General features: G+C 67.1%; 25 protein-coding genes and 1 tRNA gene. 2 read left to right on the top strand and 24 right to left on the bottom strand.

The genetic code is table 11. The features are described from left to right. Window positions 1–31 precede the first annotated feature (31 nt). The 11 genes from JHW45_RS09690 to JHW45_RS09740 form a co-directional block, all read right to left on the bottom strand. A tRNA-Arg gene (locus JHW45_RS09690) sits at window positions 32–108 on the bottom strand. Window positions 109–177: 69 nt separating this feature from the next. Beyond that, window positions 178–1,416, bottom strand: a complete 1,239-nt coding sequence (locus JHW45_RS09695; RefSeq protein WP_272857500.1) for a flavin-dependent oxidoreductase — start codon at window positions 1,414–1,416, stop codon at window positions 178–180. Beyond that, window positions 1,416–1,895 carry a cupin domain-containing protein gene (locus tag JHW45_RS09700; protein ID WP_419181792.1) on the bottom strand — a complete coding sequence of 160 codons (480 nt, stop codon included), beginning with the start codon at window positions 1,893–1,895 and terminating at the stop codon, window positions 1,416–1,418. The genes JHW45_RS09695 and JHW45_RS09700 overlap by 1 nt, the downstream gene beginning before the upstream one ends. A gap of 13 nt (window positions 1,896–1,908) precedes the next feature. Further along, the gene (locus tag JHW45_RS09705) at window positions 1,909–2,595 is read right to left on the bottom strand and encodes an ABC transporter ATP-binding protein (RefSeq protein ID WP_272857501.1); all 687 of its coding nucleotides are present in this window, start codon (window positions 2,593–2,595) and stop codon (window positions 1,909–1,911) included. Then, the gene (locus JHW45_RS09710) at window positions 2,595–3,344 is read right to left on the bottom strand and encodes an ABC transporter ATP-binding protein (RefSeq protein WP_272857502.1); all 750 of its coding nucleotides are present in this window, start codon (window positions 3,342–3,344) and stop codon (window positions 2,595–2,597) included. Before JHW45_RS09710 ends, JHW45_RS09705 begins: the two co-directional genes overlap by 1 nt. Continuing rightward, the gene (locus tag JHW45_RS09715) at window positions 3,341–4,279 is read right to left on the bottom strand and encodes a branched-chain amino acid ABC transporter permease (protein ID WP_272857503.1); all 939 of its coding nucleotides are present in this window, start codon (window positions 4,277–4,279) and stop codon (window positions 3,341–3,343) included. The genes JHW45_RS09710 and JHW45_RS09715 overlap by 4 nt, the downstream gene beginning before the upstream one ends. Then, the gene (locus JHW45_RS09720) at window positions 4,276–5,193 is read right to left on the bottom strand and encodes a branched-chain amino acid ABC transporter permease (protein ID WP_272857504.1); all 918 of its coding nucleotides are present in this window, start codon (window positions 5,191–5,193) and stop codon (window positions 4,276–4,278) included. The genes JHW45_RS09715 and JHW45_RS09720 overlap by 4 nt, the downstream gene beginning before the upstream one ends. A gap of 46 nt (window positions 5,194–5,239) precedes the next feature. Continuing rightward, window positions 5,240–6,409: an ABC transporter substrate-binding protein gene (locus JHW45_RS09725; RefSeq protein ID WP_272857505.1), complete on the bottom strand. Its 1,170-nt coding sequence runs from the start codon at window positions 6,407–6,409 to the stop codon at window positions 5,240–5,242. 144 nt (window positions 6,410–6,553) lie between these two features. Continuing rightward, window positions 6,554–7,306, bottom strand: a complete 753-nt coding sequence (locus tag JHW45_RS09730) for a MipA/OmpV family protein (protein ID WP_272857506.1) — start codon at window positions 7,304–7,306, stop codon at window positions 6,554–6,556. A 121-nt stretch (window positions 7,307–7,427) separates the two neighbouring features. Then, a complete protein-coding gene (locus JHW45_RS09735; protein WP_272857507.1) occupies window positions 7,428–9,284 on the bottom strand; it encodes an ABC-F family ATP-binding cassette domain-containing protein in 1,857 nt (618 codons plus the stop codon). Window positions 9,285–9,386: 102 nt separating this feature from the next. After that, window positions 9,387–10,988: a bifunctional metallophosphatase/5'-nucleotidase gene (locus JHW45_RS09740; protein WP_272857508.1), complete on the bottom strand. Its 1,602-nt coding sequence runs from the start codon at window positions 10,986–10,988 to the stop codon at window positions 9,387–9,389. A gap of 154 nt (window positions 10,989–11,142) precedes the next feature. Here JHW45_RS09740 and JHW45_RS09745 point away from each other — a divergent pair, with 154 nt between their 5' ends. Continuing rightward, entirely contained in the window at window positions 11,143–11,478 is a 336-nt protein-coding gene (locus JHW45_RS09745) for a DUF952 domain-containing protein (protein ID WP_272857509.1), read from the top strand. Next, entirely contained in the window at window positions 11,475–12,539 is a 1,065-nt protein-coding gene (locus JHW45_RS09750; protein WP_272857510.1) for a quinone-dependent dihydroorotate dehydrogenase, read from the top strand. The genes JHW45_RS09745 and JHW45_RS09750 overlap by 4 nt, the downstream gene beginning before the upstream one ends. On the opposite strand, the gene cysE is transcribed toward JHW45_RS09750, so the two are convergent. From cysE to JHW45_RS09815, 13 genes are all read right to left on the bottom strand, one after another. Beyond that, on the bottom strand, window positions 12,530–13,354 hold the full coding sequence (gene cysE / locus JHW45_RS09755; RefSeq protein ID WP_272857511.1) for a serine O-acetyltransferase: 825 nt from the start codon (window positions 13,352–13,354) through the stop codon (window positions 12,530–12,532). The genes JHW45_RS09750 and cysE overlap by 10 nt on opposite strands. 83 nt (window positions 13,355–13,437) lie before the next feature. Next, window positions 13,438–14,151: a DUF2793 domain-containing protein gene (locus JHW45_RS09760; protein ID WP_272857512.1), complete on the bottom strand. Its 714-nt coding sequence runs from the start codon at window positions 14,149–14,151 to the stop codon at window positions 13,438–13,440. Further along, window positions 14,138–18,019 (bottom strand): baseplate multidomain protein megatron, encoded by a 3,882-nt coding sequence (locus JHW45_RS09765; protein WP_272857513.1) that lies wholly within the window; start codon window positions 18,017–18,019, stop codon window positions 14,138–14,140. The genes JHW45_RS09760 and JHW45_RS09765 overlap by 14 nt, the downstream gene beginning before the upstream one ends. Before the next feature lie 22 nt (window positions 18,020–18,041). Further along, entirely contained in the window at window positions 18,042–18,476 is a 435-nt protein-coding gene (locus JHW45_RS09770; protein WP_272857514.1) for a C40 family peptidase, read from the bottom strand. Further along, on the bottom strand, window positions 18,469–19,302 hold the full coding sequence (locus JHW45_RS09775) for a DUF2163 domain-containing protein (protein WP_272857515.1): 834 nt from the start codon (window positions 19,300–19,302) through the stop codon (window positions 18,469–18,471). Before JHW45_RS09775 ends, JHW45_RS09770 begins: the two co-directional genes overlap by 8 nt. Beyond that, window positions 19,299–19,931: a DUF2460 domain-containing protein gene (locus JHW45_RS09780; RefSeq protein ID WP_272857516.1), complete on the bottom strand. Its 633-nt coding sequence runs from the start codon at window positions 19,929–19,931 to the stop codon at window positions 19,299–19,301. Before JHW45_RS09780 ends, JHW45_RS09775 begins: the two co-directional genes overlap by 4 nt. 16 nt (window positions 19,932–19,947) lie before the next feature. Further along, the gene (locus JHW45_RS09785) at window positions 19,948–20,601 is read right to left on the bottom strand and encodes a phage tail tape measure protein (protein WP_272857517.1); all 654 of its coding nucleotides are present in this window, start codon (window positions 20,599–20,601) and stop codon (window positions 19,948–19,950) included. Window positions 20,602–20,629: 28 nt separating this feature from the next. After that, the gene (locus JHW45_RS09790; protein WP_272860591.1) at window positions 20,630–20,794 is read right to left on the bottom strand and encodes a phage tail assembly chaperone; all 165 of its coding nucleotides are present in this window, start codon (window positions 20,792–20,794) and stop codon (window positions 20,630–20,632) included. 44 nt (window positions 20,795–20,838) lie between these two features. Continuing rightward, window positions 20,839–21,153, bottom strand: a complete 315-nt coding sequence (locus JHW45_RS09795) for a gene transfer agent family protein (protein ID WP_272857518.1) — start codon at window positions 21,151–21,153, stop codon at window positions 20,839–20,841. After that, the gene (locus tag JHW45_RS09800; protein ID WP_272857519.1) at window positions 21,153–21,566 is read right to left on the bottom strand and encodes a phage major tail protein, TP901-1 family; all 414 of its coding nucleotides are present in this window, start codon (window positions 21,564–21,566) and stop codon (window positions 21,153–21,155) included. Before JHW45_RS09800 ends, JHW45_RS09795 begins: the two co-directional genes overlap by 1 nt. Window positions 21,567–21,578: 12 nt before the next feature. Beyond that, window positions 21,579–21,998, bottom strand: coding sequence for a DUF3168 domain-containing protein (locus JHW45_RS09805; RefSeq protein ID WP_272857520.1), 420 nt, complete (start codon window positions 21,996–21,998; stop codon window positions 21,579–21,581). After that, window positions 21,995–22,333, bottom strand: a complete 339-nt coding sequence (locus JHW45_RS09810; RefSeq protein WP_272857521.1) for a head-tail adaptor protein — start codon at window positions 22,331–22,333, stop codon at window positions 21,995–21,997. The genes JHW45_RS09805 and JHW45_RS09810 overlap by 4 nt, the downstream gene beginning before the upstream one ends. Beyond that, on the bottom strand, window positions 22,330–22,947 hold the full coding sequence (locus JHW45_RS09815; protein WP_272857522.1) for a head-tail connector protein: 618 nt from the start codon (window positions 22,945–22,947) through the stop codon (window positions 22,330–22,332). Before JHW45_RS09815 ends, JHW45_RS09810 begins: the two co-directional genes overlap by 4 nt. Window positions 22,948–23,085 lie beyond the last annotated feature (138 nt).

A 23,085-nucleotide genomic window follows, 5' to 3' on the forward strand; every position in this document is an offset into this window, starting at 1 on the left:
TGGCGGCGGATCGGATAATCGGGGAAAGCAGTGGCGCACCCAGTAGGATTCGAACCTACGACCTTCGCCTTCGGAGGGCGACACTCTATCCAGCTGAGCTATGGGTGCTGACTGCCTGCGCCGTGCTTACGCGATATTTTCGGCGGTTTAAAGCGGAGAATCGCGTCCACCGCCCGGTCAGCCGCGGCGCTGAACCGAAAATCCGGCCATGACCGCGTAACCCTTGACCAGCGCCTCGCGGTCGGCACGGGGCAGCACACTGTCGATCTCGTCGAAACCGGCGGGTGCCAGTTTCTCGACCGCGTCGATCACGCCTTCGGGGCCGCCCTTGCGGTTCTGGGCGACGATCCGGGCGGTCGTGGGAAGGCGGTCGGCCTCGTAATGCCACAAGGCCGCGCGGGGATGGGGCTGGGATTTCAGCGCGTCGGCCAGGCTGCGGGCGTCCAGAATCGCCTGGCTGGCGCCGTTCGAGCCGACCGGATACATCGGATGCGCCGCATCGCCCAGCAGCGTCACCCGCCCGAAGGTCCAGCGCGGCAGCGGATCGCGGTCGGCCATCGGATATTCGTAGATATCGGGGGTGGCGCGGACCAGCGCCTCGATATCGTAATTCGGCACGCGGAACCGGCGGGCATGGGGCAGCACGGTCGCATGGGCCACCTTGCGCGACCAGCTGTCGGGCGGCGGCGGGCTGACCGAGGGGTCCCTGGTGCGCACGTTCACGACCCAGTTCATCAGCTGCCGCCCGTCGCCCTGGGGCGGCGCGATCGGATACAGGACCAGCTTGGCGCCGAACCCGCCGCCGATGGCCATCACCGTGCCGTCGCGCCATGGCGGCGCCAGCGTCGCGCCGCGCCACATCGAGACGCCGTTCCAGGACGGCGCGCCCTCGGCCGGATAGAAATGCCGCCTGCCGACCGAATGGATGCCGTCGGCGCAGATCAGCACGTCGCCGCGCGCGATCGTGGCGGCGCCGCCCTGCGCCGCGTCGGTGAACTGCGCGGTCACGCCGCCCTCGTCCTGCACGAAGCCGGCCAGACGGCGTCCGCAGACCACCGCATCCGGCCCCAGCCGCCGGATCACCGCGTCGTGCAGCGCCTGTTGCAGGCGGCCGCGATGGACCGAGAATTGCGGCACGTCATGGCCCGCCGCCATGCCGCGCGGCTCGTCCCAGACCAGCTGGCCGCCGCGGGTGTAGTAGTAGAGATGCGAGGTGCGCACGGCCACGCGGTCCAGCGCGTCCATCAGGTCCAGCAGGTCCAGTTCGCGAATCGCGTGCGGCAGGATGTTGATGCCGACGCCGACCTCGCGCACCTGGCGCGCGGCCTCCCAGATCCGGCAGGGGATGCCGCGCGCGTGCAGCATCAGCGCCGTAGTCAGCCCGCCGATCCCCGCGCCCGCGATCAGGACCCGCATCAGGCCGGCTCCGCGTCTTGCGGGTCGGCATCCTCGGGGGGCGGCAGGAAATCGACCTCGTGCGCGGCCGAGACGGCCACCACCTCGGCCGGGTTCGCATCCGGCCCCAGATTGTGCAGCGCCCAGAACAGGTCGAACAGCCGGCGCGTGGGCGACACCCAGAACAGGCATTTGATGTCGGTGTCGGATTTGTTGAAGATGCCGTGCGGCACGCCCATCGGCAGGCGGACCAGATCGCCCGGCACCGCGCGGTGTTCGGCGCCGTCCAGCAGCAGGTCGAAACAGCCGTCGAGGATATACAGGAATTCGTCCTGCGTGGGGTGGATATGGGGCGGCACGAAGGTGCCCTGGGGAAAGGTCGCGTGCCACGACATCGCCGCGTCCGAGACCTGCTTGGGCACATAGATCTGGCCCAGGATATTCCAGCTGATTCCCTGCACCCCTTCGGTGGCGCGGGTGATTCCGGCGGTCATGGTCATCTGCGGTCCCCCTTCAGACATGCAGGAAGCGTTCCTTGATTTCGGGCGTGCCGCGCAGCGCATCGTTGTCGCCCGACCAGACGGTGCGGCCCTTTTCGATCACCACATGGCGGTCGGCAAAGCGGGTCAGCGCGTCCACGTTCTTGTCGATGATCAGGATCGATTCGCCCGCCGCCTTCAACTGCGTCAGACAGGCCCAGATCTCGTCCCGGATCAGCGGCGCCAGCCCCTCGGTCGCCTCGTCCAGCACGACGAGGCGGGGATTGGTCATCAGCGCGCGGCCGATGGCCAGCATCTGCTGTTCGCCGCCCGACAGCTGGTTGCCCTTGTGCGACATGCGTTCGCCAAGGCGTGGAAACAGCGCCAGCACCCGGTCCAGCGTCCATTGGCCGGGGCGCGCCATCGCGATCAGGTTCTCGCGCACGTCGAGCGTGGGAAAGACCTGCCGCCCCTCGGGGACCAGCCCCAGACCGGCGCGCGCGATCCGGTGGGGGGCGGCGTTCGTCATGTCGGTGCCGGCGATGGTCACGCGGCCCGCCCTGGCCGGCAGCAGGCCGAAGATCGTGCTGACGGTGGTGGTCTTGCCCATGCCGTTGCGCCCCAGAAGGGTCACGACCTCGCCCTCGGCCACGTGAAAGCCGATATCGTGCAGGACCTGGCTTTGGCCGTATGCCGCCTGAAGCCCCTCGACTGTCAGCATCACGCCCCCTCCTCCTCGCCCAGATAGGCGGCGCGGACCTGCGGGTCGTCGCGGATCGCGTCGGGGCTGCCGGTGGCGACGATGCGGCCATAGACCAGCACGCTGATGCGGTCGGCCAGCGAAAAGACCGCGTCCATGTCGTGTTCGATCAGCACCAGCGTCACGTCGCCCTTCAGCCCGCGCATGACCTCGACCAGGCGTTCGGCCTCGGCGCCCGAGGTGCCGGCCAGCGGTTCGTCCAGCAGCAGCAGGCGGGGCCGGGTCGCCAGCGCGATGGCCAGTTCCAGCTGCCGCTTTTCGCCATGCGACAGGCTGCCGGCGTGAAAGAAGGCGCGATCCGCGATGCCCACCCGGTCCAGCGCGGCCAGCGCCTGATCGTTCAGCCCGTGTTCCTCGGCCACGGGTGAGAAGAAGCGGAAACTGCTGCCCTGCCGCGCCTGCACGGCGGTCGCCACGTTTTCCAGCGCGGTGAAGTTCGGCAGGATCGAGGTGATCTGAAAGCTGCGCGAGATGCCGGCGCGCACCCGCGCATGCATCGGCCGGCCCATCATCTCGGCCCCCGCGAACCGCACCGAGCCGCAATCGGACCCGGCCTGCCCGGAAAGCTGCGCGATCAGCGTCGATTTGCCGGCGCCGTTCGGGCCGATGATGGCGTGCAGCTCGCCCTCTTCCACGGTCAGGTCCAGATCGTCGGTGACCTTCAACGCGCCATAGGATTTGCGCAGGTTGCGGACCTTCAGCAGGCTCATGGACGCCTCCGGAACAGGCCGGACAGGCCGTCGCGCGAATACAGCACCACCAGCACCAGGATCAGGCCGAACAGCAGCGGCCAGTGATCGGTCAGCAGCGCCAGCCATTCCTCGAGCAGCAGGGCGATGGTGGCGCCGGCGACCGCGCCCAGCAGGTTGCCGATGCCGCCGAAGACGACCATCACCACCAGCTCGCCCGAGCGGTGCCAGTTCATGAAGGCGGGCGAGACATAGCTGGTCTGGTTGGCCAGCATCACCCCGGCGATGGCGGCCATGCAGCCCGAAATGACGAAGGCCGTCAGCTGATAGCGGAAGGGCGAGAACCCGATGGCCTGCATCCGCACCGGGTTTTCCCGCGCCCCGGTCAGCACCCTGCCGAACCGCGACCGGGTGATGGCCACGGCCAGCAGATACAGCCCCACCAGCAGGGTCAGCGCGGTATAGTAAAGGGCCGTATCATCCTCCAGCACGTTGTGGCCGAACAGGGTGGATCGCGCGTCCAGCGCCACGCCGTCATCGCCGCCATAGGCCGACAGCGAGATGAAGAAGAAATAGGCCATCTGCGCGAAGGCCAGCGTGATCATGATGAAATAGATGCCGCGCGTGCGCAGCGAGATCGCGCCCGTGACCAGCGCAAAGATCGCGGCGCCGGCGATGGCGGCCAGCATGTGCAGGCCCAGATCGGTAAAGCCCGCGCGCGACAGGATCGCGACCGAATAGGCGCCGATGCCCAGATAGGCGGCGTGGCCGAAACTGACCATGCCGCCATAGCCAAGGATCAGGTCCAGCGCCAGCGCGGCGATGGCATAGGCCAGGATGCGCGTGGCAATCACGATCAGATAGCTGTCGTTCAGTCCGACCGCGATCAGCGGCAGGATCGCGAAAGCCGAAAACAGGATCGTGGCGGCCCAGGCGCGGGTGGGGATCAGCCTCATGTCTTCGCCCCGAACAGCCCGGCGGGCCGGACCGCCAGAATGACGGCCATCAGGATATAGACCAGCATCGGCGCCAGCACCCTGCCCGCCTGCCCCGCCGCCGCCGGGTCCATCAGCGCGCGCAGCAGGATCGGGCCGAAGCTGCGGCCCAGCGTGTCCACCAGCCCGACCAGCAGCGCGCCCGCGAACGCGCCCTTGACCGAGCCGATACCGCCGATCACGATCACCACGAAGGCCAGGATCAGCACGCTTTCGCCCATGCCCGGATCGACGGTCAGGATCGGCGCGACCATCGCGCCCGCAAACCCGGCCAGCATCGCCCCGAAGGCGAAGATGATCGTGAACAGCTTGCGGATATCGACGCCCAGCGCCGAAACCATCGCGCGGTTCGTGGCCCCCGCCCGCAGCCGCATCCCGATCCGCGTGCGGGTGATGACCAGCCACAGCCCGATCGCCGTGGCCAGCCCCGCGCCGATCACCACCAGCCGGAACACCGGATAGCGCAGATGCCCGACCAGCGGCACCGACCCGGACAGCAGATCGGGCATCTGCACCGACAGGGGGGCTGCGCCCCACACGATCTCGACCGTCTCGGTCACGATCATCACCAGACCGAACGTGGCCAGCACCTGATCCAGATGCGGCCGGTCATACAGCTTGCGAAAGACCAGCAGTTCCAGCACCAGCCCGATCAGCAGCGTGGCAGGCAGCGTCAGCAGCAGGCCCAGCCCATAGCTGCCGGTCATCTGGGTGAACGTCACCGCCAGATAGGCGCCGACCATATAGATCACGCCATGGGCGAGATTGACGAAATCCATGATCCCGAACACCAGCGTCAGACCGGCGGCGATCAGGAACAGCAGGATGCCGAACTGCATCCCGTTCAGAAGCTGAAGCAGAAACAGGTTGGTCATGCGGAGATTCCCGTGGAAAGGGGCGGCGCGCCCCTTTCCCGCAGGATCAGTTCATCTGGCATTCGCCGACATAGTTGTCGGCGTAATCGTCGAAGATCTTCTTCACGACGGATGTGGCATAGTTGCCATCCTCGCGCCGCACGACCTCGGTCAGATAGAAATCCTGCACCGGATAGTGGTTCGGACCAAAGCTGAAATCGCCGCGCACCGAGGTGAAGGGGGCTTTTTCCAGCGCCGCGATCAGCGCGTCCTTGTCGCCCACCCCGCCGGCCTCGCGGATGGCGCCGTCGATCAGATGCGCGGTGTCATAGGCCTGCATCGCATAGGTCGCGGGAACCTTGCCGTATTTCGCCTCGTAGGCTTCGACGAATTCCTTGTTCTGCGGGTTGTCCATGTCGGGCGCCCAGTTCGACCCGGCGAAAAAGCCAAGGGCTGCGTCCTGCTGCGCGGGCAGCGTCGATTCGTCCACGGTGAAGGCCGACAGGAAGGGAATGGTCTCAAGCCCGGCCTGACGATATTGCTTGACCAGATTGACGCCCATGCCGCCCGGCATGAACGCGAAGACCGCATCGGGCTGCATGGCGGCGATCTGCGCCAGTTCGGCGGAATAATCCAGCTGGCCAAGCTGGGTGAAGATCTCGCCCGCGACATTGCCCTTGTAGCTGTGCTTGAACCCCGCAAGGCTGTCCTTGCCGGCCTGATAGTTCGGCGCCAGCAGGAACACGTTGTCATATCCCTGTTCCTGCGCATAGGCGCCCATCACCTCGTGCATCTGGTCGTTCTGATACGAGGTGACGAAGAAGTTCCGGTTGCACTCGGCCCCGGCAAAGTTCGAGGTGCCGGCATTCGGGCTGATCAGGATGGCGCCGGAATCGGTTACCGGCTTCATGATCGCGCCGAGGATGTTGGAAAAGATCGGGCCGACGACGATGTCGACCTCGTCGCGCTCGACCAGTTCGCGGGCCTTGTTGGCGGCGATATCGGGTTTCTGTTCGTCATCGACGACCACGATCTGGGTCGTCATGCCGCCGATCTCGCCGATCTGGTCAGCGGCCAGCAGAAACCCGTCGCGCCCCATCTCGCCCAGAACGGCGCCGGGTCCGGACAGGGTGAAGATCAGGCCGATCTTCAGCGTGTCGTCGTCCTGGGCCATGACCGGCCCGGCAAGGCAGGTCGTCGCGGCCATCAGGGCCAGAATTTTGCGTGAATATGACATGGGCACCTTCCTGTTGGAATCCGCCGCGTTGATCGCGGCATGCGTTCTGCGTTCAATCTAGAACGCATCAACAGCAGGCATCGAGTCAAGAAATTATTTTGGACTTAAAACATTTTTGCGCGTGGGCAGAGGCGCGGGTATCGTTCAGAACCCGAACGAAAACCGGCGGATGACGCCAAGCCGCAGCGAAGGCTGGTAATCGTCCTGCACGATGGGCGAATCCGCCGCATCGCCGATCAGCTTGCCGTAACGCACCTCGCCCAGGATCGCGGTCGTGGGGTTCAGCGCATAATGCGCCTCGAAGCTGATGGCGGCTTCGTTGATGCCGCCGCCGGGGGCGAAGCTGTCATATCCGCCGGCCGCGCTTTCGGCCGGCGTCACGCCGAAATAGGTGTCGTTGAAATCAGCGTCGCCATAGCCAAGTTCCAGCCCCGACCACAGCGTGACACGCTCGCTAAGCTGCGTGCGATATTTCGCCCCGATCTCGCCGGTCAGCCCTTCGTGTCCGTCGAACCCCTTGCGGACCGAGCCATAGGCCGTGATCGGACCCGCGCCATAGCTGACCTTCAAACCCAGCTCATAGGCGCGGTCGATATCGGTCAGCCCGGCCAGATCGGCGTCGTCCGAGGATTTGCGCGGCCCGACCATCCCCAGCGAGGGAGACAGCGAGAATCCCAGCCCGTCCTCGGCCCCGCCGCCGGGTCCAAGGCTGAAATTGCGCCAGATCAGCGAGGGCGAGGTTTCGACATCGTCGGACCCCGGATAGACCGGCCCGATCTCGGCCGACAGACCCAGATCGAAGCTCAGGCTGCGCGACCCGGAAAGGCCGAAATCCTGCGCCGAAGCGGTGGTGGTGACGCAGGCGGCGACAAGGGCGAGGGCCAGGATGCGGGTCATCGGCAGAATCCGGATGCGGGGACGTGATGACGTTTCCTTTAGGGCCGAATCGCGGTCCGGCACAAGATGCCGCCTGCGTCCTGCCGACGACGATCAGGTGATCGCGCATCCGCGCCACGGATCACCCCTTGTCGGCGCCTTCCAGCTTTTCCAGCGCGCTGAGCCACAGCGTCTCTGCGCGCCCCATCGCCTCGACCGCCTCGGCCCGTTTGCGGGACCATTTCTTCGCCTCGTGCGGGTCGTTGTAAAGCGCGGGATCGGCAAGCTTGACGTCCAGCTTTGCCAGCATCTCGGCCAGTTTCTCGACCCGTTCCTCGGATCGCCGCGCCTCGGATCGCAGCGCCAGCAATTCGTCGCGCGCGGGCCGTTTCGGCGCCGGTTTGGCGGCCGGGGCGTCGGCCTTGGGCCGTGGCGCCTCGTCGCCCTGCAACAGGAACCGGCGGTAATCGTCCAGATCGCCGTCATAGGCGGTCACCGCGCCGTCATTGACCAGCCACAACCGGTCCGCGACCAGCCCCAGCAGATGCATGTCGTGGCTGACCAGCACGACCGCGCCCGTATAGTCGTTCAGCGCCTCGGACAGCGCCTCGCGGCTTTCGATGTCCAGATGGTTCGTCGGTTCGTCCAGCACCAGCAGATGCGGCGCGTCGATGGTCGCGATCAGCAGCGACAGCCGCGCCTTCTGCCCGCCCGACAGCTTGCCGACCTTTGTCTCGGCCTGCGCCTCCATCAACCCGAACCCGGCCAGCCTTGCCCGCAGCCGGGCCGGCGCCTCGTCCGGGCGCAGGCGGCGGACATGGTCGATGGGGGTCTCGTTCAGCGACAGCTCATCGACCTGATGCTGGGCGAAATATCCCACCCGCAGCTTGCCCGACCGCGCGATCTTGCCGTCCATCGCCGCAAGCCGTTCCGCCAGCAGCTTGGACAGCGTCGATTTGCCCTGCCCGTTGCGGCCCAGCAAGGCGATCCGGTCGTCCTGGTCGATCCGCAGGTTCAGCCGCCGCAACACCGCGCGGTCGCCATAGCCGACGGCAACATTCTCCATCGCGATGATGGGCGGCGACAATTCCTCGGGCTGGGGAAAGCCGAAGCGGTGGAACCGGGCCTCTTCGGGGGCGGTGATCGGCTGCATCCGTTCCAGCATCTTCACCCGCGCCTGCGCCTGCCGGGCCTTGCTGGCCTTGGCACGGAACCGGTCGATGAAGCCCTGCAGATGGTCGCGGCGGGCCTGCTGTTTCTTGGCCTCGGCGGATTGCAGGGCGCGTCGTTCCGCGCGCAGACGCGCAAAGCTGTCATAGCCGCCGGTATACAGGGTCAGCTTGCGGTTCTCGACATGCAGGATATGGCCGACGGCGCGGTTCAGCAGGTCGCGGTCATGGCTGATGATGATGACCGTGTGCGGATAGCGCGCCAGATAGGTTTCCAGCCACAGCGCGCCTTCCAGATCCAGATAGTTCGTCGGCTCGTCCAGCAGCAGCAGGTCGGGCTGTGAAAACAGCACACCGGCCAGCGCGACGCGCATCCGCCAGCCGCCGGAAAAATCGCTGGTGGGCCGGGCCTGATCGGCGGGCGAAAAGCCCAGACCGTCAAGGATCGAGGCCGCCCGCGCCTCGGCCGACCAGGCGTCGATATCGGCCAGCCTTGTCTGGATCTCGGCGATGCGGTTGGGGTCGGTGGCGCTTTCGCTTTCCGCCATCAGCGCGGCGCGTTCGCGATCCTCGGCCAGAACGGTCGCCAGCACGGAAATATCGGTTCCCGGCGCCTCTTGCGCAACGCCGCCGATGCGGGCGCGCGAGGGCAGGACGATTTCGCCCCCGTCCAGGCTCAGCTCGCCCCGCAGCAGCCGGAACAGAGTCGTCTTGCCGGCACCGTTGGGTCCGACCAGACCGACCTTGTGGCCATCGGGAATCGTGGCCGAGGCATGTTCGAACAGCGGGCGGCCCTGAATGGCGAAGGAGATGTCGTCAATACGCAGCATGCGCGGGGCATGGCGCAACCGGGTCGGCCCGTCAATGGGCGCCGCAGCGATCTGCGGCGCCGATGGGTTTGAGGGCGGATGCCGCCCGCCCGGTCGCAGCCTCTATCTGACGGTAATGCGGCCATCCAGGCGGGGCGCGTATTCGGCCCCCTGCGCGGCCAGATACTCGGCCAGAACCTCGGCCAGATCGGGCCCGAAATCATAGACATTCGTTGCATTGGTCGCGAAGACCTGATACCCGTCGCCGCCATTGCGCATATAGTTGTTCGACACGACGCCATAGATGGCCTGCGGATCGATCGCGGCCCAGTCGCCGTCGCGTTCGACCATCACGTCGCTGATCCGGCTGCCCGACGGCGCCGCGGGATCGACGGTGTATTTCAGCCCCGCGACCTGCGCGAAGCGTCCGGCCTGCTCCTCATACTGGCTGGCTCCGTTTTCCAGCGCGGCGATCACGTCCGCGCCTGTCAGCTGAAACGTCGCCAGCGTATTCTGGAACGGCAAAACGGTATAGACCTCGCCCATCGTCACCGGCCCGGCATCGATCGAGGCGCGCAGCCCGCCGCCGTTCAGGATGGCGATGGTGATGCCCTGATCCCTGACCCGGTCCAGCATCGCGTCGGCGACCAGATCGCCCATCTCGCATTCGCGCGCCCGGCAGTTCACCCGGTCGCCGTCGATCGGGGCCGATGTCTCGGCCACCACCTTCTGGCGCAACTCCTGGATCGGGGCGGCCATTTCCCGGACCCGGTCCAGCGTGTCGCTGTCGGGTTCGACCGAGGCATCCATCAGGATCGGTTCCCCCTCGGCCTTCAGGACGTTTCCGTCATCGTCGAAGGTCAGTTTCAGATGACCCAGATATTTCGAATAGGCATAGGCCTGAACGACCGGAACCTCGGCACCGTCCGCCCCGGCGACCACGGTCGGATAAGGCCCTTCGGCATTCTCCATCTCGCCCAAGGGGCTGTGGGAATGTCCGCCCACCACCGCATCCAGCCCGGCGACCTGCGCGGCCAGTTCCTGATCGCGGCGATAGCCTTCGTGGGTCAGCGCGATGATCCGGTTCACCCCCTGATCGGTCAGGTCCTGGACATCCGCCCTGATGCTTTCGATGTCGTCCATGAAGATCACGTCGTCGCCGGGGGACGAGATTTCGGGCGTGTCCAGCGTCGTGCCGCCGACGATGCCGATCCGTTCGCCGCCGACCTCGACGATGGTGTGGCCGACCAGCTTGTCATGCAACGCCTTGTTCTGCGATGCGTCGATATTGGCGGAAATGACCGGGAAATCGACGCTGTCCATGAACGCGGCCAGCGTCTCGGGGCCGTCGTCGAATTCGTGGTTGCCGACCGCCATCGCGTCATAGCCAAGCCGGTTCATGAACTCGGCGGCGGCCTTGCCCTTGTAGGTGGTATAGAACAGGCTGCCCTGAAACTGATCGCCGGCATCCAGCAGGATCACCGGCTCGCCCGCGTCCTCGAATTGCTGGCGCAGCTCGGCGATCTTGGTGACGAACCTGGCCGAGCCGCCGAAACATTCCTGCGCGGCTTCATCTTCCTCGCTGCAGGTGCTGTCGTATTTGTTGATCGATTCGATGCGGCTGTGAACATCGTTCGTGTGCAGGATGTGCAGCATCGATTCGGCCTGCGCGGCGCCTGCGAACAATGCGGCGACCGACACCGCCGTCAGAAAGCGGATTGTCATCCGTGATTCCTTTCTATCCCAGATGGATGTCAGGAACAGATTGGCGCAGGGAAGGAAGCCGGTCAAACGCTGTCTGACGGCGCCCGGCAACGGCGCACGTTCGTGTGCCCTATCGGGCCTTGACCCACGGCCCGATGCCGCGGCAAATGCCGCCATGCTGATCTACAAGATATTCCGCGCGGAGGAATGGGCCGCGATGCAGACGCAGGGCCGGACGGACGGCGCGCCGGTCGATGTGGCGGACGGTTTCGTGCATCTTTCGACCGCGGCGCAACTGCCCGTCACCCTGGCGAAACATTTCGCCGCCGAGACCGATCTGATCCTGCTGGCCTGCGAATCGGACGCGTTGGGCGATGCGCTGCACTGGGAACCCTCGCGCGGGGGCGATCTGTTCCCGCATCTCTATCGCCCGTTGAGCATGGACGATCTTCTGTGGACACGCCCGATCCGCCGCGACGCGAACGGTCATGTCACCGGTCCGCTGGAATGAGGACGGTCGAACGGCTTGGGCTGGCCGTGCTGCACCGCCTGAACCCCGAGCGTGCGCACGATCTGTCGATCCGGGCGCTGGCGGCGGGTCTGGTGCCCCTGCCCGGCGCACCTGTCACATCGGATCGCCTGCGCAGCACGCTTGCCGGTCTGGCTCTGCCCAATCCCGTTGGCCTTGCGGCCGGATACGACAAGAATGCGCGTGCGGTCGCACCGCTGATGCGCGCCGGTTTCGGCTTCATCGAACTGGGCGCGGCGACCCTGCGTCCCCAGCCCGGCAATCCCAGACCGCGCCTGTTCCGTCTGCGCAACGACCGCGCCATCATCAACCGCTTCGGCTTCAACAACGACGGCGCCGAGGCGATCGCCGCGCGGCTGTCGGCGCGGCCTGCGGGGATCCCCGTGGGGCTGAACATCGGAGCGAACAAGGACAGCGTCGACCGCGCCGGCGATTTCGCCGATGTGGTCCGGATCGCCGGGCTTGCGGCGGATTTCCTGACGGTGAACGTGTCCTCGCCCAATACCGAAAAACTGCGCGACCTGCAGGGCGCCGCGGCGCTGGAGGCTTTGCTGGACGGCGTGATGCGGGCGCGCGATGCGCTGCCCGAACGCCGGCCCGTGTTCATCAAGATCGCGCCCGATCTGGACGACGATGCCTTGCGCGACATCGCGGCCGTTGCCTGCAACGCGCGTGTCGATGCGATCATCGCCACGAACACGACGCTGTCGCGCGACGGGCTGACCGATGCGCAACGAAGCGAAGCGGGTGGACTGTCGGGCGCGCCGCTGTTTGCGCGCGCGACCACGGTTCTGGCCCGGCTCTACCGCGAAACGAAGGGACAGGTTCCGCTGATCGGCGTCGGCGGAATCGGGACCGGCGCGCAGGCATGGGACAAGCTGCGCGCCGGGGCGTCGGCGATCCAGATCTATTCGGCCTTGGTCTATCAGGGGTTCTCGCTGGCCACGCGCATTGCCGAGGATCTGGACGACAGGCTGACGCGCGCCGGCATGACGCTGCCCGAGGTCACGGGCAGCGGCGCGGACGACTGGCTTCAGAAATAATCGTCGATCCCAAGCAACTGGTTCATGCTTTGCGACGGTTCGGGACAGCCTGCATCCCCGACCACACGCGCCGGAACCCCCGCCACCGTCTTGCAACCCGGCACCTCGTGCAGAACGACCGAGCCTGCCGCGATCCGCGAGTGCGCACCCACGCGGATATTGCCCAGCACCTTCGCCCCCGCCCCGATCATCACGCCATCGCCGATCTTCGGGTGCCGGTCGCCATCCTCCTTGCCGGTGCCGCCAAGCGTCACGGAATGCAGCATCGACACGTCGTTTCCGACTGATGCCGTCTCGCCGATGACGATGGAATGGGCGTGATCTATCATCACCCCGGTGCCGATCGACGCGGCAGGATGAATATCCACCCCAAAACATTCCGAACAACGCATCTGCACGAAATAGGCGATATCGTGCCGTCCGCGCTGATACAGCCAGTGCGCCATGCGATAGGCCTGCAGCGCCTGAAAACCCTTGAAGAACAGGATCGGCTGGATCAGCCGGTGCGTTGCCGGATCGCGGTCATAGACCGCCAGCAGATCGGCGCGCGCGGCGTCGCCCAGTTCGGGCGTTGCGGCATAGGCCCGGTCCGCCAGTTCTCGCAGGATCTGCTCGCTCATCTCGCCCGATGCCAGCTTCATCGAGAAACGGTAGGCCAGCGCCGCTTCCAGGCTGTGATGGTGCAACAGACCGGCATGGATCAGCGATCCCAGCAACGGCTCGTCGTGGACAGCCGTCGCCGCTTCGTCGCGAACCTGCGCCCAGATCGCATCCCGGTCCAGGTCGACAGGCGTCTTGCCATCTTGCATGTTCATCAGAACCACCCGCGTCTTTTCGAGCCCCTGTCTTAGCCCAGATCCGGCGCCGGGAAAAGTCGCGGATGGTAAGCGTCTTCATATCAACCCGGCAGACGCAGCGACAGCCAGTGCACCGCCACGATCACGCGACCATCCGTGAACTCTCCGCCCTCGGCGGTCATGCGAAGCGTTTCGGACTGGTAATAGGTCATCGGTGTGCTCAGCATGCCCCGCGCCCACGATCCGGTGGCGTTGCCCAGACCCTTCCCGAACCGGTTCTCGGCGCCCGGCGTGCCCAGGCGCCAGCTTGTCAGACTGCCGCTCAGCGCCTGCGTGACCCGCGCCACGGCTCCGATCACCAACGCACCCGCCGGGATCGCAACGCCCGTATCGACACTGCTGCCTGCGGACACCGTCACCTCTGCCTCGGCCATGCCGGCGTTCAGCGCCGAGCCGTATCCGCCAAGCGAGATTGCCCCCCCCGCCCAGCCCGCCCCGTCGTGGATCGCGGTCACGCCCTGATCCGCGATGAACGCCCGCATCCCGGCCGCGGGCGAGGCGAAAACCCATCCGCCGTTGCTGCCGATGGCGATCTGGCCGATCTGTCCGCTCCACCCGCCGGTCGCGCCGTCCGGCACCCCCCAGCACTCACCGTCGATCACCTGCGCGGGCGGGTCCTGAGTGGTGACGCTGCGCAACACCGGGTTGACCAGACCGTCAAGCCGCATCAGCGCCTCGTTAACGGTGACGTGCTTCTGCGCCTGCGCGGCCTGCAACAGCGGCATCGCCAGCCGCGCGGTTTCATTCATCGGCATTGAAGATCCTCCTGAGAAACGGGCCGGGTCCGAACTGGTCCGACAATTGCGCGACGGCGACGGTAAAGGCGCCGCCGCCGGCGACGATCTGCCAGATATCCGGCGGGATCACGTATTCCGGCTGCGTCAGCTGCGCCTCAAGCAGCCGCGCGCCGAACTGGACGATGCGCAGCAGATAGGCTTCGCGGCTTTCCCCGACCGGCACATCCAGCCCCTCCCAGCCATCGCCGTCGGTCCGGGTTCGGCGGATCCAGCTCAGCCTGCGATCCTGAAGGCGCAGATGACATGGCGCATAGGGCCGCAGCCCGATCCCCCGCGCCTCGGTTTTCAGGGCGCGAAAGCTGGCATCGTCGGGCGCCCGCGACGCCGGTCCGATACGCCAGAAACGCTCTTGCCCGCGGGCGGCGGGCGACAGCCTCACCTGTTCCTGCGCACCGTCAAGCAGCACCGCCATGCTGCCCGCAGGCCACATATCCGGCATCACCGCATCGGTGCCGGCCTGCCCCCGCAAACGCTCGCTGATCTGCCAGACGCCGCCGCCAAGCGGCTCGGCCTTGCGGAACTGGATGATCTCCCAGTTATCGACCGAACCGTCACCGATCGCCATCGCATTCGCCCCGGCCAACAGGGCACGATGGGTAATCGACCCCATGTCGGCCGTCTTGACGCGAATCCGCAGCGGCACGCCCCGATCAAGGACGCCTGGCCGTGCAGCCGGCAGCGCGTCCAGGGTCCGGCCGATCACGGCAGGGCGATCCAGCATCCGGTTCAGCTGGTATCCGCCCTCTTCCTCGACCGAGACATAGGCCGCGACCTTCCCCGGCCACGGGCGCGCGGCCACCGCCAGATAGGGCGCATGCGCCACCTCATCCCCGCGCAGCAGCGGCAGGTCCAGAAACACCGGCATGACCGGCATCGGCGGGACATATCGCCTTATCGTGGGGTCGTCCGCATTCGTCAGCGCCGGCCGATAAACGCCCGGCTCGACCCGCACAGCATCGACGGTCACCGCCCCCGCCCGCTCGACCCGGTCGATCCGCCACCGCCGAGGCTCGTCGCCTCCCTGACGCAGGCGCACGACATCGCCCGGTCCCAGATGCGACAGCGACGGCGGCAAGGCAAAACGCGCCGTATCGCGCGCGACGCCTGCCTCGGACAACCACCGTTCGGCGATCTCGCGGCCTTCGGCGCGGGTCAGCAGCATGGCGAACTCGCTGTCCGTTACCGTCTCCTGATCGGCATCGGGCAGGCTGGTTTCCGCGGTCGCGACGGCATAATCCGCCCCCGCCTCGACATGCGTCAGGCGAAGCCGGCCCGTCAGTTCCGGCTCGGGCGCGCGCACCGTTTCCAGACCGGAAAGCCCGTCCGCGATAACCAGATCGTCCGGACCCAACTGAGCCCGGCTGATCCCGTCGCGGCTCACGAACCGCAGAACGCCGTCTCGCTCGACCGCGTCGAATCCGTGCGCCAGCATCAGCGGCTGCAACGCCGCCCGCCCGCTTTCGCCGCCTTGCAGGCAATAGCCGCGCACCACGCCGCTGAGGGAGGTGGCGTCATGTTCGGCCACGCCCGCCATCCGGCAGATATCGCCCACCACGGCCGGCAACGCGACCGCGCCCGCGCGACCGTTCAGCCAATGCCCGCGCTCCCATGCAGGACCGTCCGACCACAGATCCGAACGCGCCGGAAATGCCGGGTACGGGCGCGCGTCCCAGCACCAGACATGGGCGCGGTTCAGGTCCAGCATGCGTTTGCCGTCCCCGTTGACCGGGTTGTTCGCGGGCTTCGACCAATACGACATGACCGCCCGCACATAGGCGGCCTGAATCGCATCGTCGCGCTGACCGGTCGAAAAATAAGGCAGCACGCTTTCCGAACTCATCGCGTCCAGGAACTTGTTGGGCTGGTTCGTCGCCTTGTCCAGCGCCGCACAGCCGAACTCGGTGAACCAGATCGGCTTCGATCCGGGCACCCAACTGGTCGCCTGTCGCGAACGCCGACCGCCGGGGCGGTTGAAATGCAGGTTCTGCCACCAGCTGGCGATATCCTTGTAACGCCAGACCCACGCCTCGTCATACTTGCCGTCCGTGATCGGCGTGCGGATCTGGGCGTCGCGGTCGGCCTCGCTGGCGTAGAACCAGTCAAACCCTTCGCCGCCGCAGACATTCGCCTCAAGATAGGCCGGATTTGCGATGCGCCCCCAATGCGCGTCCAGATGATCTTCCCCGTCGCGCCAGTCCGACAGCGGCATATAATTGTCGATGCCGATGAAATCGATGTTGTCGTCCGACCACAGCGGATCGAGATGAAAGAACAACTCGCCATTCCCCGGATGATGGCCGAAATATTCCGACCAGTCGGCGGCATAGCCGATCTTTACCTCTGGCCCCAGGATTGCACGCACATCCGCGGCCAGCCGCTTCAGTTGCGCCACCGACGGATAGCTGTTCTGCGGCCCCCGGATCTGCGTCATCCCGATCATCTCGGACCCGATCAGAAAGGCGTCGATGCCCCCCGCAGCCGCGCAAAGATGCGCGTAATGCAGGATGAACCGCCGATACGACCATTCGGGCGCCCCGTGATAGGAGACGCGGTCGCCGTCGCGGACGAAATCGTCCGGCGCGGCCGAACCGAAAAACGCCGCGACCTCATCGACCGCAAGCTGCGTGCCGTCGGGCGATCCTGCACGGCCCGCCGCGATAGAGGACGTGATGCGTCCGCGCCAGGGCATCACCGGCTGTTCGCTGCGGCCATGCGGATCGGGCAGGCCATTGCCGGCCAGTTGTTCCATCAGGATGAACGGATAGAACACCGCCTTCCGCCCCGACTGGGCGATGGCCTGCAACGCCTCGACCACCGACTGGTCCGAAGGCGTGCCGCCATAGATGGGCCGGTCATCGACCCGCGCGACCTCAAGTGCCGTGCTGCGGTCGATGCCGCCCGACCGCCACGGCATCTCGCTGCCGTCGATCTGCCGCTGCTCGACCTTGGGCCGGACGCCGCAGCGGCCGATGCGCAGATCGTCGCCGAACCATGACACCACCAGCGACACGGACCCGACATTCGGCAACTCGCGCCCCATGATGTCCATCGAGGCGCTGAAATCCGTCCCGCCCATCGGCGTGTTGACGTTGATCGAATGAACCTCGCCCAGACCCAGATCCTGCGTCACCGGCGTGGTCGCCAGCGAATATTCGCCCGTGCCCGGGATCAGGGCGAGGGCACGAACGTCCCGGCACAGCCCGGTGCCGTCCTGCGCCGCGCAGGTCACCTCGAAACCCAGCTGCGGCATCCGGTTGCCCCAGCGTTCCAGGTTCAGATCCTCCAGCACGACATAGGCGACGCCGCGATAGGCCGGCGCCTCCTGACCCTCGCGGGCTGCGATGGCAGGGTCGGGCATCTGCGTCTCGTCGCCGCAATAGACGCGCATGTTCAGATCCGATGCGGCAATCTCCTCGCCATCCGCCCAGACCCGACCGACGCCCAGAATCCGACCCTCGCACAGCGCCAGCGCCACCGACAGGCGATAGCTGATCTGCGTCACCCTGGGCTGCGGCGCACCCTTGCCGCCGCCCTGCACGCTGCCCGTTTCCTCCAGCGGACCGGCCCAGATGACATGGCCGGGGATGCGCATCTGCCCCCAGATGCGCGGGATCGGCGCCCCCTCTCCGGCGGTTTGCAGGCGCAGCCGGTCGATCCGGCCGGTCTCGACCGCCCTCGATCCCGCGCCCAGCAGACGCTGATCTATCGCTCGCCCGACCGTCGCGCCGATCGCGCGGCCGATCACGGCACCCGACAATCCCAGAAAGGCGCCGCCAAACCCGCCTCCGATGGATGCACCAACTGCGGACAACACGATCGTGGCCATCGCGGCCTCCTTTCCAAAGCCTCTACGGAAAGCGGAACCGGGCAGCGATCCGGTTCCGCCACGGCGTCGTCAACGGGCTTTCGATGACACCGTGATGGGTATAGGCATGAACAAATCTGGGCGCGTCGCCTGCCTGCGCGACGACGCCAAGGTGCTTCGCAACCGCGCCCTGACGCATGCGGAACAGCAATATCTGACCGTCTTCCAACGGCTCGTCGCGCAAGACCGGCAGCAGATGCCGCATGGCCCCGGCCAGCAGCAGTTCCGACGCCCCGCACTCGCCCCAATCCGGGGTATAGGCCGGGGCGGCTTCGGGCTCTTTGCCGTAAAGCGTGCGCCAGACTCCGCGGATCAGCCCCAGGCAATCCGCGCCCGCACCCTGCGAACTTGCCTGATGCACATAGGGCGTTCCGATCCAGTCCCGCGCAATCGCGACGACCTGCGCACCCTCAGCCATGACGGCCCCCCGCGCCCGGCGCCATCAGCCAGTCTTCTCCCGGCAGATGCGGAAAGCCGCGGAAATTGACGAAGTTTCCGAATTTCTCCCGACAGGTTTCGGCGCGCTTGTCGCACCCCGCGATCAGCCGCAGCCGGTCACCCGTCTGCGGCAGGATACCCAGTTCCTGCCACAGCTCGATCTCGCGTCCGCCGTTCGGCAGGGCGACATCGTTCTTGATCGCGCCGTGCAGCCCTTGGGCCGCGCCATCCAGCACCAGCAGCGATCCACGCTCGAACCAGCCGGCATCGAACGCCCCGAAACGCGAAAAGCGGAACCTGACGCCGTTCTCAAGCCCCTCGACCACCGGTTCGTGGCAGAACGCGGCGTCAGCCAGATCCAGCCCGCAGGACCGATCCCCCAGCCTGGCCGAACAGCGCGGATGATAGACGCGGCCCTGCGGCATGTTCAGCGCCTCGGACAGGCCGCGCAACTCGGCGCGAAACGCGCCGCCCGACCGCGTCACCTCGCCCAGACCGCCGGAAAAGATCAGCTTGCGGCGCACCGGGTCGGTCCAGTCGACCTCCCACATATTCAGGCTTGCGCGGTCCCATCGCCCGGCCATCAGATCGCGTTCGGTGATGGCCTCGTCCGACAGCGCGCCTTCCGCCTCGGAATTGTCGACCGCAAGCCCCGATCCCTGCACCAGCGCACGCGCGCTCATGCCGTGATCGGGACGAAACTCGGTGCCATCGAAACGCAGGCTGGTATCATGGTCCGTGAAGCCCAGGCGGAACCCGTCGGCGCGCTGGATCAGCCAAGCCCGGCAAAGCGTTGTCGCAGTCATATCCGCACCTCTATCACCGGAATCTGCGGCATCTCGCCGGCCTGAAACGACGCCACCGACACCGCGATCCGGTCGGTGTCGAACCGCACCGGCACGTCGAACTCGAACCCCGCGGTGACGCGCGCGCCGGGTTCGGGCGGTTCGCGAAAGGTCACCGTGCCGCGGTCATGGTCGACCGCGTAATCGGCGTCGGGATAAAGCTCGATCCCGCCCAGCCCCGCGCGCACCGTTCCCTGCACCGGTTTCGTCACCGGCCGGCGATAGCGGCCCGGCCCCGAGACATAGGATTTCGTCAACTGGAAGCTGACCGTATTGCCGTCACCGCGGGCGATCTCCTGATCGTCGAAGGCGGGCGGCTGCGACGGCGCGCAGCTTTTGAAGTCGGACCAATCCTTCCATCGAAACCCGTGCAACTGGCCGGCCCGCGCCTCGAAGAACGCGACCAGCGCCGCCAGATCGTCCAGCGATCTCAGCCCCATCCCGGCGTCAAAGCGGCGTCGCGCATGGCTCCAGGGCGTGTTCCGCTCCTCGAAGCCGCTGGCAAGCGTGACGATCTCGGTCCGCCGCTCGGGGCCGCCGATCGACCCGAACGACAGGTTCGTCGGAAATCTGACCTCGTGAAAAGCCATCTGCGTCTCCTTGCGTTCAGGCGTTGCGATCGCCGCGCGCCAATGCGCGGCCCAGCTGCGCGGCGATCTGCGACTGGCTGCGCTGGAAGCCGGCGACATCAGGCGTGGTGACGTTCACGGTGACATTGACCGCGCGCGCGCCCCCCGCCGCGGCGACGCCAAGCCGGCCGTCCGCACCGCGGCGCAGCGGCATGATCGCCTCGGGTCCGGCTTCGCCCATCAACCCGGTGCCGCCGCGCATCGGGAAATGCGTAGGCTCGGCCACCACGCCGCCCTTGGCGAACGGCATGACCCGGCCCTGCACGAATGCGCCGCCCTGCGCGAATGGCAGCGCCGAACCCATCATTCCGGCAACGCCGTTCGCGAACGATCCCGCCAGGGCGCTTTCCACCGGCTTCATCGCGATCGAGAATACCGTGTCCGCGATCTGACGCCCGATGCCCTTCAGCGTCTCGGACAGCTTCTGCCCGTCAAAGACCAGACCGTCGAAGGCACGTCGCAACCCGCCCTCGATCCCTGAACACAGCGTGCCCACCTCGCGCGAGGTGAACAGCATCGACTGTCGCAACCGCGCCAGTTCGGCCTCGAACTCGGCCGTCATCCGGCTGGTCTGTCCCAACCCTTCATCCACCTGGTCCAGCGTGGTGCCGAACCCGTCCTTGTTCGCCATGATGATGGCCCCCGCTTGTCAGTTGTCCTTAACCCGGCTGCCGGTCGGGAAACCGCGCCGCCAGCGCGGCCAGCCGCTCGCGCGTCATCGCGCGCGACCCCGGCTCGATCCCCAGCATCAGCGCCAGTTCGGCCGGCGTCAGCGACCAGAACTGATCGGGCCGCAAGCCCAGGCCGTGCAGCCCGGTCCGCATCAGGCCGGGCCAGTCCAGCCCGCCCTGCGCCCGCTCGCCGCCGCTCACGCGTCGATCCGGAACGCCCGCGCCAGCAACTCGGCGGCGGCGCGACCCGCCGCCGCCGGGCCGCCGCCGATCCGCGTCGTCAGCAGGTCGGGCGCGCGGCCCTGCCACCCGCCGCCGCGCAGCCCCGCGACCAGCACCGACAGCACGTCGCGGCTTGAGAAACGGCCAGTCTCGAACCGTTCCGCCACCGCCAGCAGGCTGTCGGCACCCAGATCCTGTTCCAGTTCCGCCAGCGCGCCCAGCGTCAGGCGCGCGACATGCGGCTGCCCGTCCAGCACCAGCTCGACTTCGCCACGCATGGGGTTCACCATCACAGCGCCGTAAAGCTCAGCGCGCCGGCCGACGCCATGGCCATCTCATAGGTCGCCTCGCCGTTATAGCTGCCGGCATATTCCAGCGCGGTGATCTGGAACGGCCCCTCGATCGTGCCGAAATCCGGGATCACCACCTGGAACTGCGGCACCTCGCCATCGAAAAAGGCCTGCCTGGCGCGGGCATCCGTATCGGCATCGCGGAACACCCCCGACCCCGAGACCGAGGCGCTGCGCACCCCCGCACCGCCCAGCAATTCGCGCCACCCACCCTCGCTTTCCAGCGAGGTGACATCCACCGTTTCGGCGTTGAAGGACAGCCGGCTTGCGCGCAGCCCGGCCACCGTCTCGAACGCCCCGTTTCCAGTCATGTCCATCTTGATCAACAGATCGCGCCCGTTCTGTACCGCCATGAATCCGTCTCCTCAGCCCAGATCAATGCGCGCACGAAAGGTCAGATCGACCCGCCGCGCCGCCCCGTTTTCCACCCGTCGCGCTTTCGCGCGCAGGAACCACAATGCCGCCAGTCGCCCCCGTTCCAGCGTCACGGAACCGTCTTCCAAAGCCTCGCTGACCGCCGCCGCGACCGCCTTGACCGTGGCAAATCCCGCGCCGCCCTCGGTCCCCGACAGCACCGAGACGATGAAATCGTGGCGCGAGCCGGCGCCCGTCGCATCGCCCGCATCCCTGACCTCTTCCGGGCCCAGCGAGACAAAGACCCCGCCGGGCGCATCGACCGGCATGGCGTCAAAGATCGCATCCCCGATCAGCGCCGAAAGCGTCGGATCGCCGCGCAGATGCTGATAGACCGCCGATTGCAGCGCGGTCGCTGCCGCATAGCTCATGTCGCCTCCTCCTCTTTCGCGAAACAGACCAGCCAGCGGCCCGCCAGATCGCGCTCGGCCACCGCCTCGATCCGGAACAGCCGGTCCTGAAGGCGCAGACGCTGGCCCGCCTGCGGCCTGCGCGGATCGCCCGCAGGCGCGCCGCGCACGGTGATCCGCCACGACACGACGCTTTCCGGCCCGACCTGCGCCAGACGTTCACGCCCGGACCCGGCATCCATCTCGGCCCAGATCGTGCCCAGCTGCCGCCAGCCAATGCGATGCCCGCCCATCCCGTCGCCCTGGCGCTCGGGCGTCTCCAGCCCAAGGGGCACATTCAGCCTCGGCGCGGTCATCGGCGCAGCTCCCGGTTTCCCCGGCCGGCAAGCGTGCGCACCTGTCGCCAGCGTTCGATCAGCGCGCTGACACCGAAGGGCATCGCGCCCCGGCTGCCCTCAAAGCTGCGATCCTCGTAATACCGCGCCGCCAGCATCAGCACCGCCTGCGCCAGATCCGCGGGCACCGCGTCCCAGCTGTCGCCGAAACCGGCCGTGAAGGTCACCGTGACGCTGCCGCGACGCGGCACATGCGGCAGGATCACCCCGGTCGGCAGGATCATCGGGCGCTGCCCGTCGGGCAGCAGCCGCCAGCTTTCGACGGGCAAATCGGTCAGCGTGCCCGCACCGTCATCCAGGGCGATGGCATCGACCGACACCACCGGAGCCAGTGGCAGCGGCTGACCAAGCCTGTCGCGCCAGTCGTCCAGCTGCATCCGAAAGCGCCGCGTCAGCAGCACCTTTCCGGTCCGCGCCTCGATGGTCGCGACCGCCGCGCGCAGAAACCCGGTCAGCGCGGCCGTCTCGGCGCTGTCGTCGGCAATGCGAAAGCCCGACCCCAGGCGCAAATGCTCGCGCAGCGCGGCGACCGGCAGCGCCTCCGCCGCCGGCGCCGTTTCCTCAATCAGCATCATGTCGCGAACCTCCCGTGCCACCGTCCGCTTCGTCGTTCCACATCGGCGGGGCCACAGCGGCCCCGCCCGTTCCCGCTTTCGGAAAAAGGGGTCGCGCCCGCGCGCAGGCCATCAGCGCGCGCGGACAGTTGCAAAGCC

Origin of the sequence: Paracoccus stylophorae (genome assembly GCF_028553765.1) — a bacterium.
GTDB classification, from domain to species: domain Bacteria; phylum Pseudomonadota; class Alphaproteobacteria; order Rhodobacterales; family Rhodobacteraceae; genus Paracoccus; species Paracoccus stylophorae.

Coding starts and splice junctions, on each gene's coding strand:
- JHW45_RS09695 (WP_272857500.1), bottom strand. CDS start 1,416: ATGCGGGTCCTGATCGCGGGCGCGGGGATCGGCGGGCTGACTACGGCG.
- JHW45_RS09700 (WP_419181792.1), bottom strand. CDS start 1,895: ATGACCATGACCGCCGGAATCACCCGCGCCACCGAAGGGGTGCAGGGA.
- JHW45_RS09705 (WP_272857501.1), bottom strand. CDS start 2,595: ATGCTGACAGTCGAGGGGCTTCAGGCGGCATACGGCCAAAGCCAGGTC.
- JHW45_RS09710 (WP_272857502.1), bottom strand. CDS start 3,344: ATGAGCCTGCTGAAGGTCCGCAACCTGCGCAAATCCTATGGCGCGTTG.
- JHW45_RS09715 (WP_272857503.1), bottom strand. CDS start 4,279: ATGAGGCTGATCCCCACCCGCGCCTGGGCCGCCACGATCCTGTTTTCG.
- JHW45_RS09720 (WP_272857504.1), bottom strand. CDS start 5,193: ATGACCAACCTGTTTCTGCTTCAGCTTCTGAACGGGATGCAGTTCGGC.
- JHW45_RS09725 (WP_272857505.1), bottom strand. CDS start 6,409: ATGTCATATTCACGCAAAATTCTGGCCCTGATGGCCGCGACGACCTGC.
- JHW45_RS09730 (WP_272857506.1), bottom strand. CDS start 7,306: ATGACCCGCATCCTGGCCCTCGCCCTTGTCGCCGCCTGCGTCACCACC.
- JHW45_RS09735 (WP_272857507.1), bottom strand. CDS start 9,284: ATGCTGCGTATTGACGACATCTCCTTCGCCATTCAGGGCCGCCCGCTG.
- JHW45_RS09740 (WP_272857508.1), bottom strand. CDS start 10,988: ATGACAATCCGCTTTCTGACGGCGGTGTCGGTCGCCGCATTGTTCGCA.
- JHW45_RS09745 (WP_272857509.1), top strand. CDS start 11,143: ATGCTGATCTACAAGATATTCCGCGCGGAGGAATGGGCCGCGATGCAG.
- JHW45_RS09750 (WP_272857510.1), top strand. CDS start 11,475: ATGAGGACGGTCGAACGGCTTGGGCTGGCCGTGCTGCACCGCCTGAAC.
- cysE (WP_272857511.1), bottom strand. CDS start 13,354: ATGAACATGCAAGATGGCAAGACGCCTGTCGACCTGGACCGGGATGCG.
- JHW45_RS09760 (WP_272857512.1), bottom strand. CDS start 14,151: ATGCCGATGAATGAAACCGCGCGGCTGGCGATGCCGCTGTTGCAGGCC.
- JHW45_RS09765 (WP_272857513.1), bottom strand. CDS start 18,019: ATGGCCACGATCGTGTTGTCCGCAGTTGGTGCATCCATCGGAGGCGGG.
- JHW45_RS09770 (WP_272857514.1), bottom strand. CDS start 18,476: ATGGCTGAGGGTGCGCAGGTCGTCGCGATTGCGCGGGACTGGATCGGA.
- JHW45_RS09775 (WP_272857515.1), bottom strand. CDS start 19,302: ATGACTGCGACAACGCTTTGCCGGGCTTGGCTGATCCAGCGCGCCGAC.
- JHW45_RS09780 (WP_272857516.1), bottom strand. CDS start 19,931: ATGGCTTTTCACGAGGTCAGATTTCCGACGAACCTGTCGTTCGGGTCG.
- JHW45_RS09785 (WP_272857517.1), bottom strand. CDS start 20,601: ATGGCGAACAAGGACGGGTTCGGCACCACGCTGGACCAGGTGGATGAA.
- JHW45_RS09790 (WP_272860591.1), bottom strand. CDS start 20,794: ATGCGGACCGGGCTGCACGGCCTGGGCTTGCGGCCCGATCAGTTCTGG.
- JHW45_RS09795 (WP_272857518.1), bottom strand. CDS start 21,153: ATGGTGAACCCCATGCGTGGCGAAGTCGAGCTGGTGCTGGACGGGCAG.
- JHW45_RS09800 (WP_272857519.1), bottom strand. CDS start 21,566: ATGGCGGTACAGAACGGGCGCGATCTGTTGATCAAGATGGACATGACT.
- JHW45_RS09805 (WP_272857520.1), bottom strand. CDS start 21,998: ATGAGCTATGCGGCAGCGACCGCGCTGCAATCGGCGGTCTATCAGCAT.
- JHW45_RS09810 (WP_272857521.1), bottom strand. CDS start 22,333: ATGACCGCGCCGAGGCTGAATGTGCCCCTTGGGCTGGAGACGCCCGAG.
- JHW45_RS09815 (WP_272857522.1), bottom strand. CDS start 22,947: ATGATGCTGATTGAGGAAACGGCGCCGGCGGCGGAGGCGCTGCCGGTC.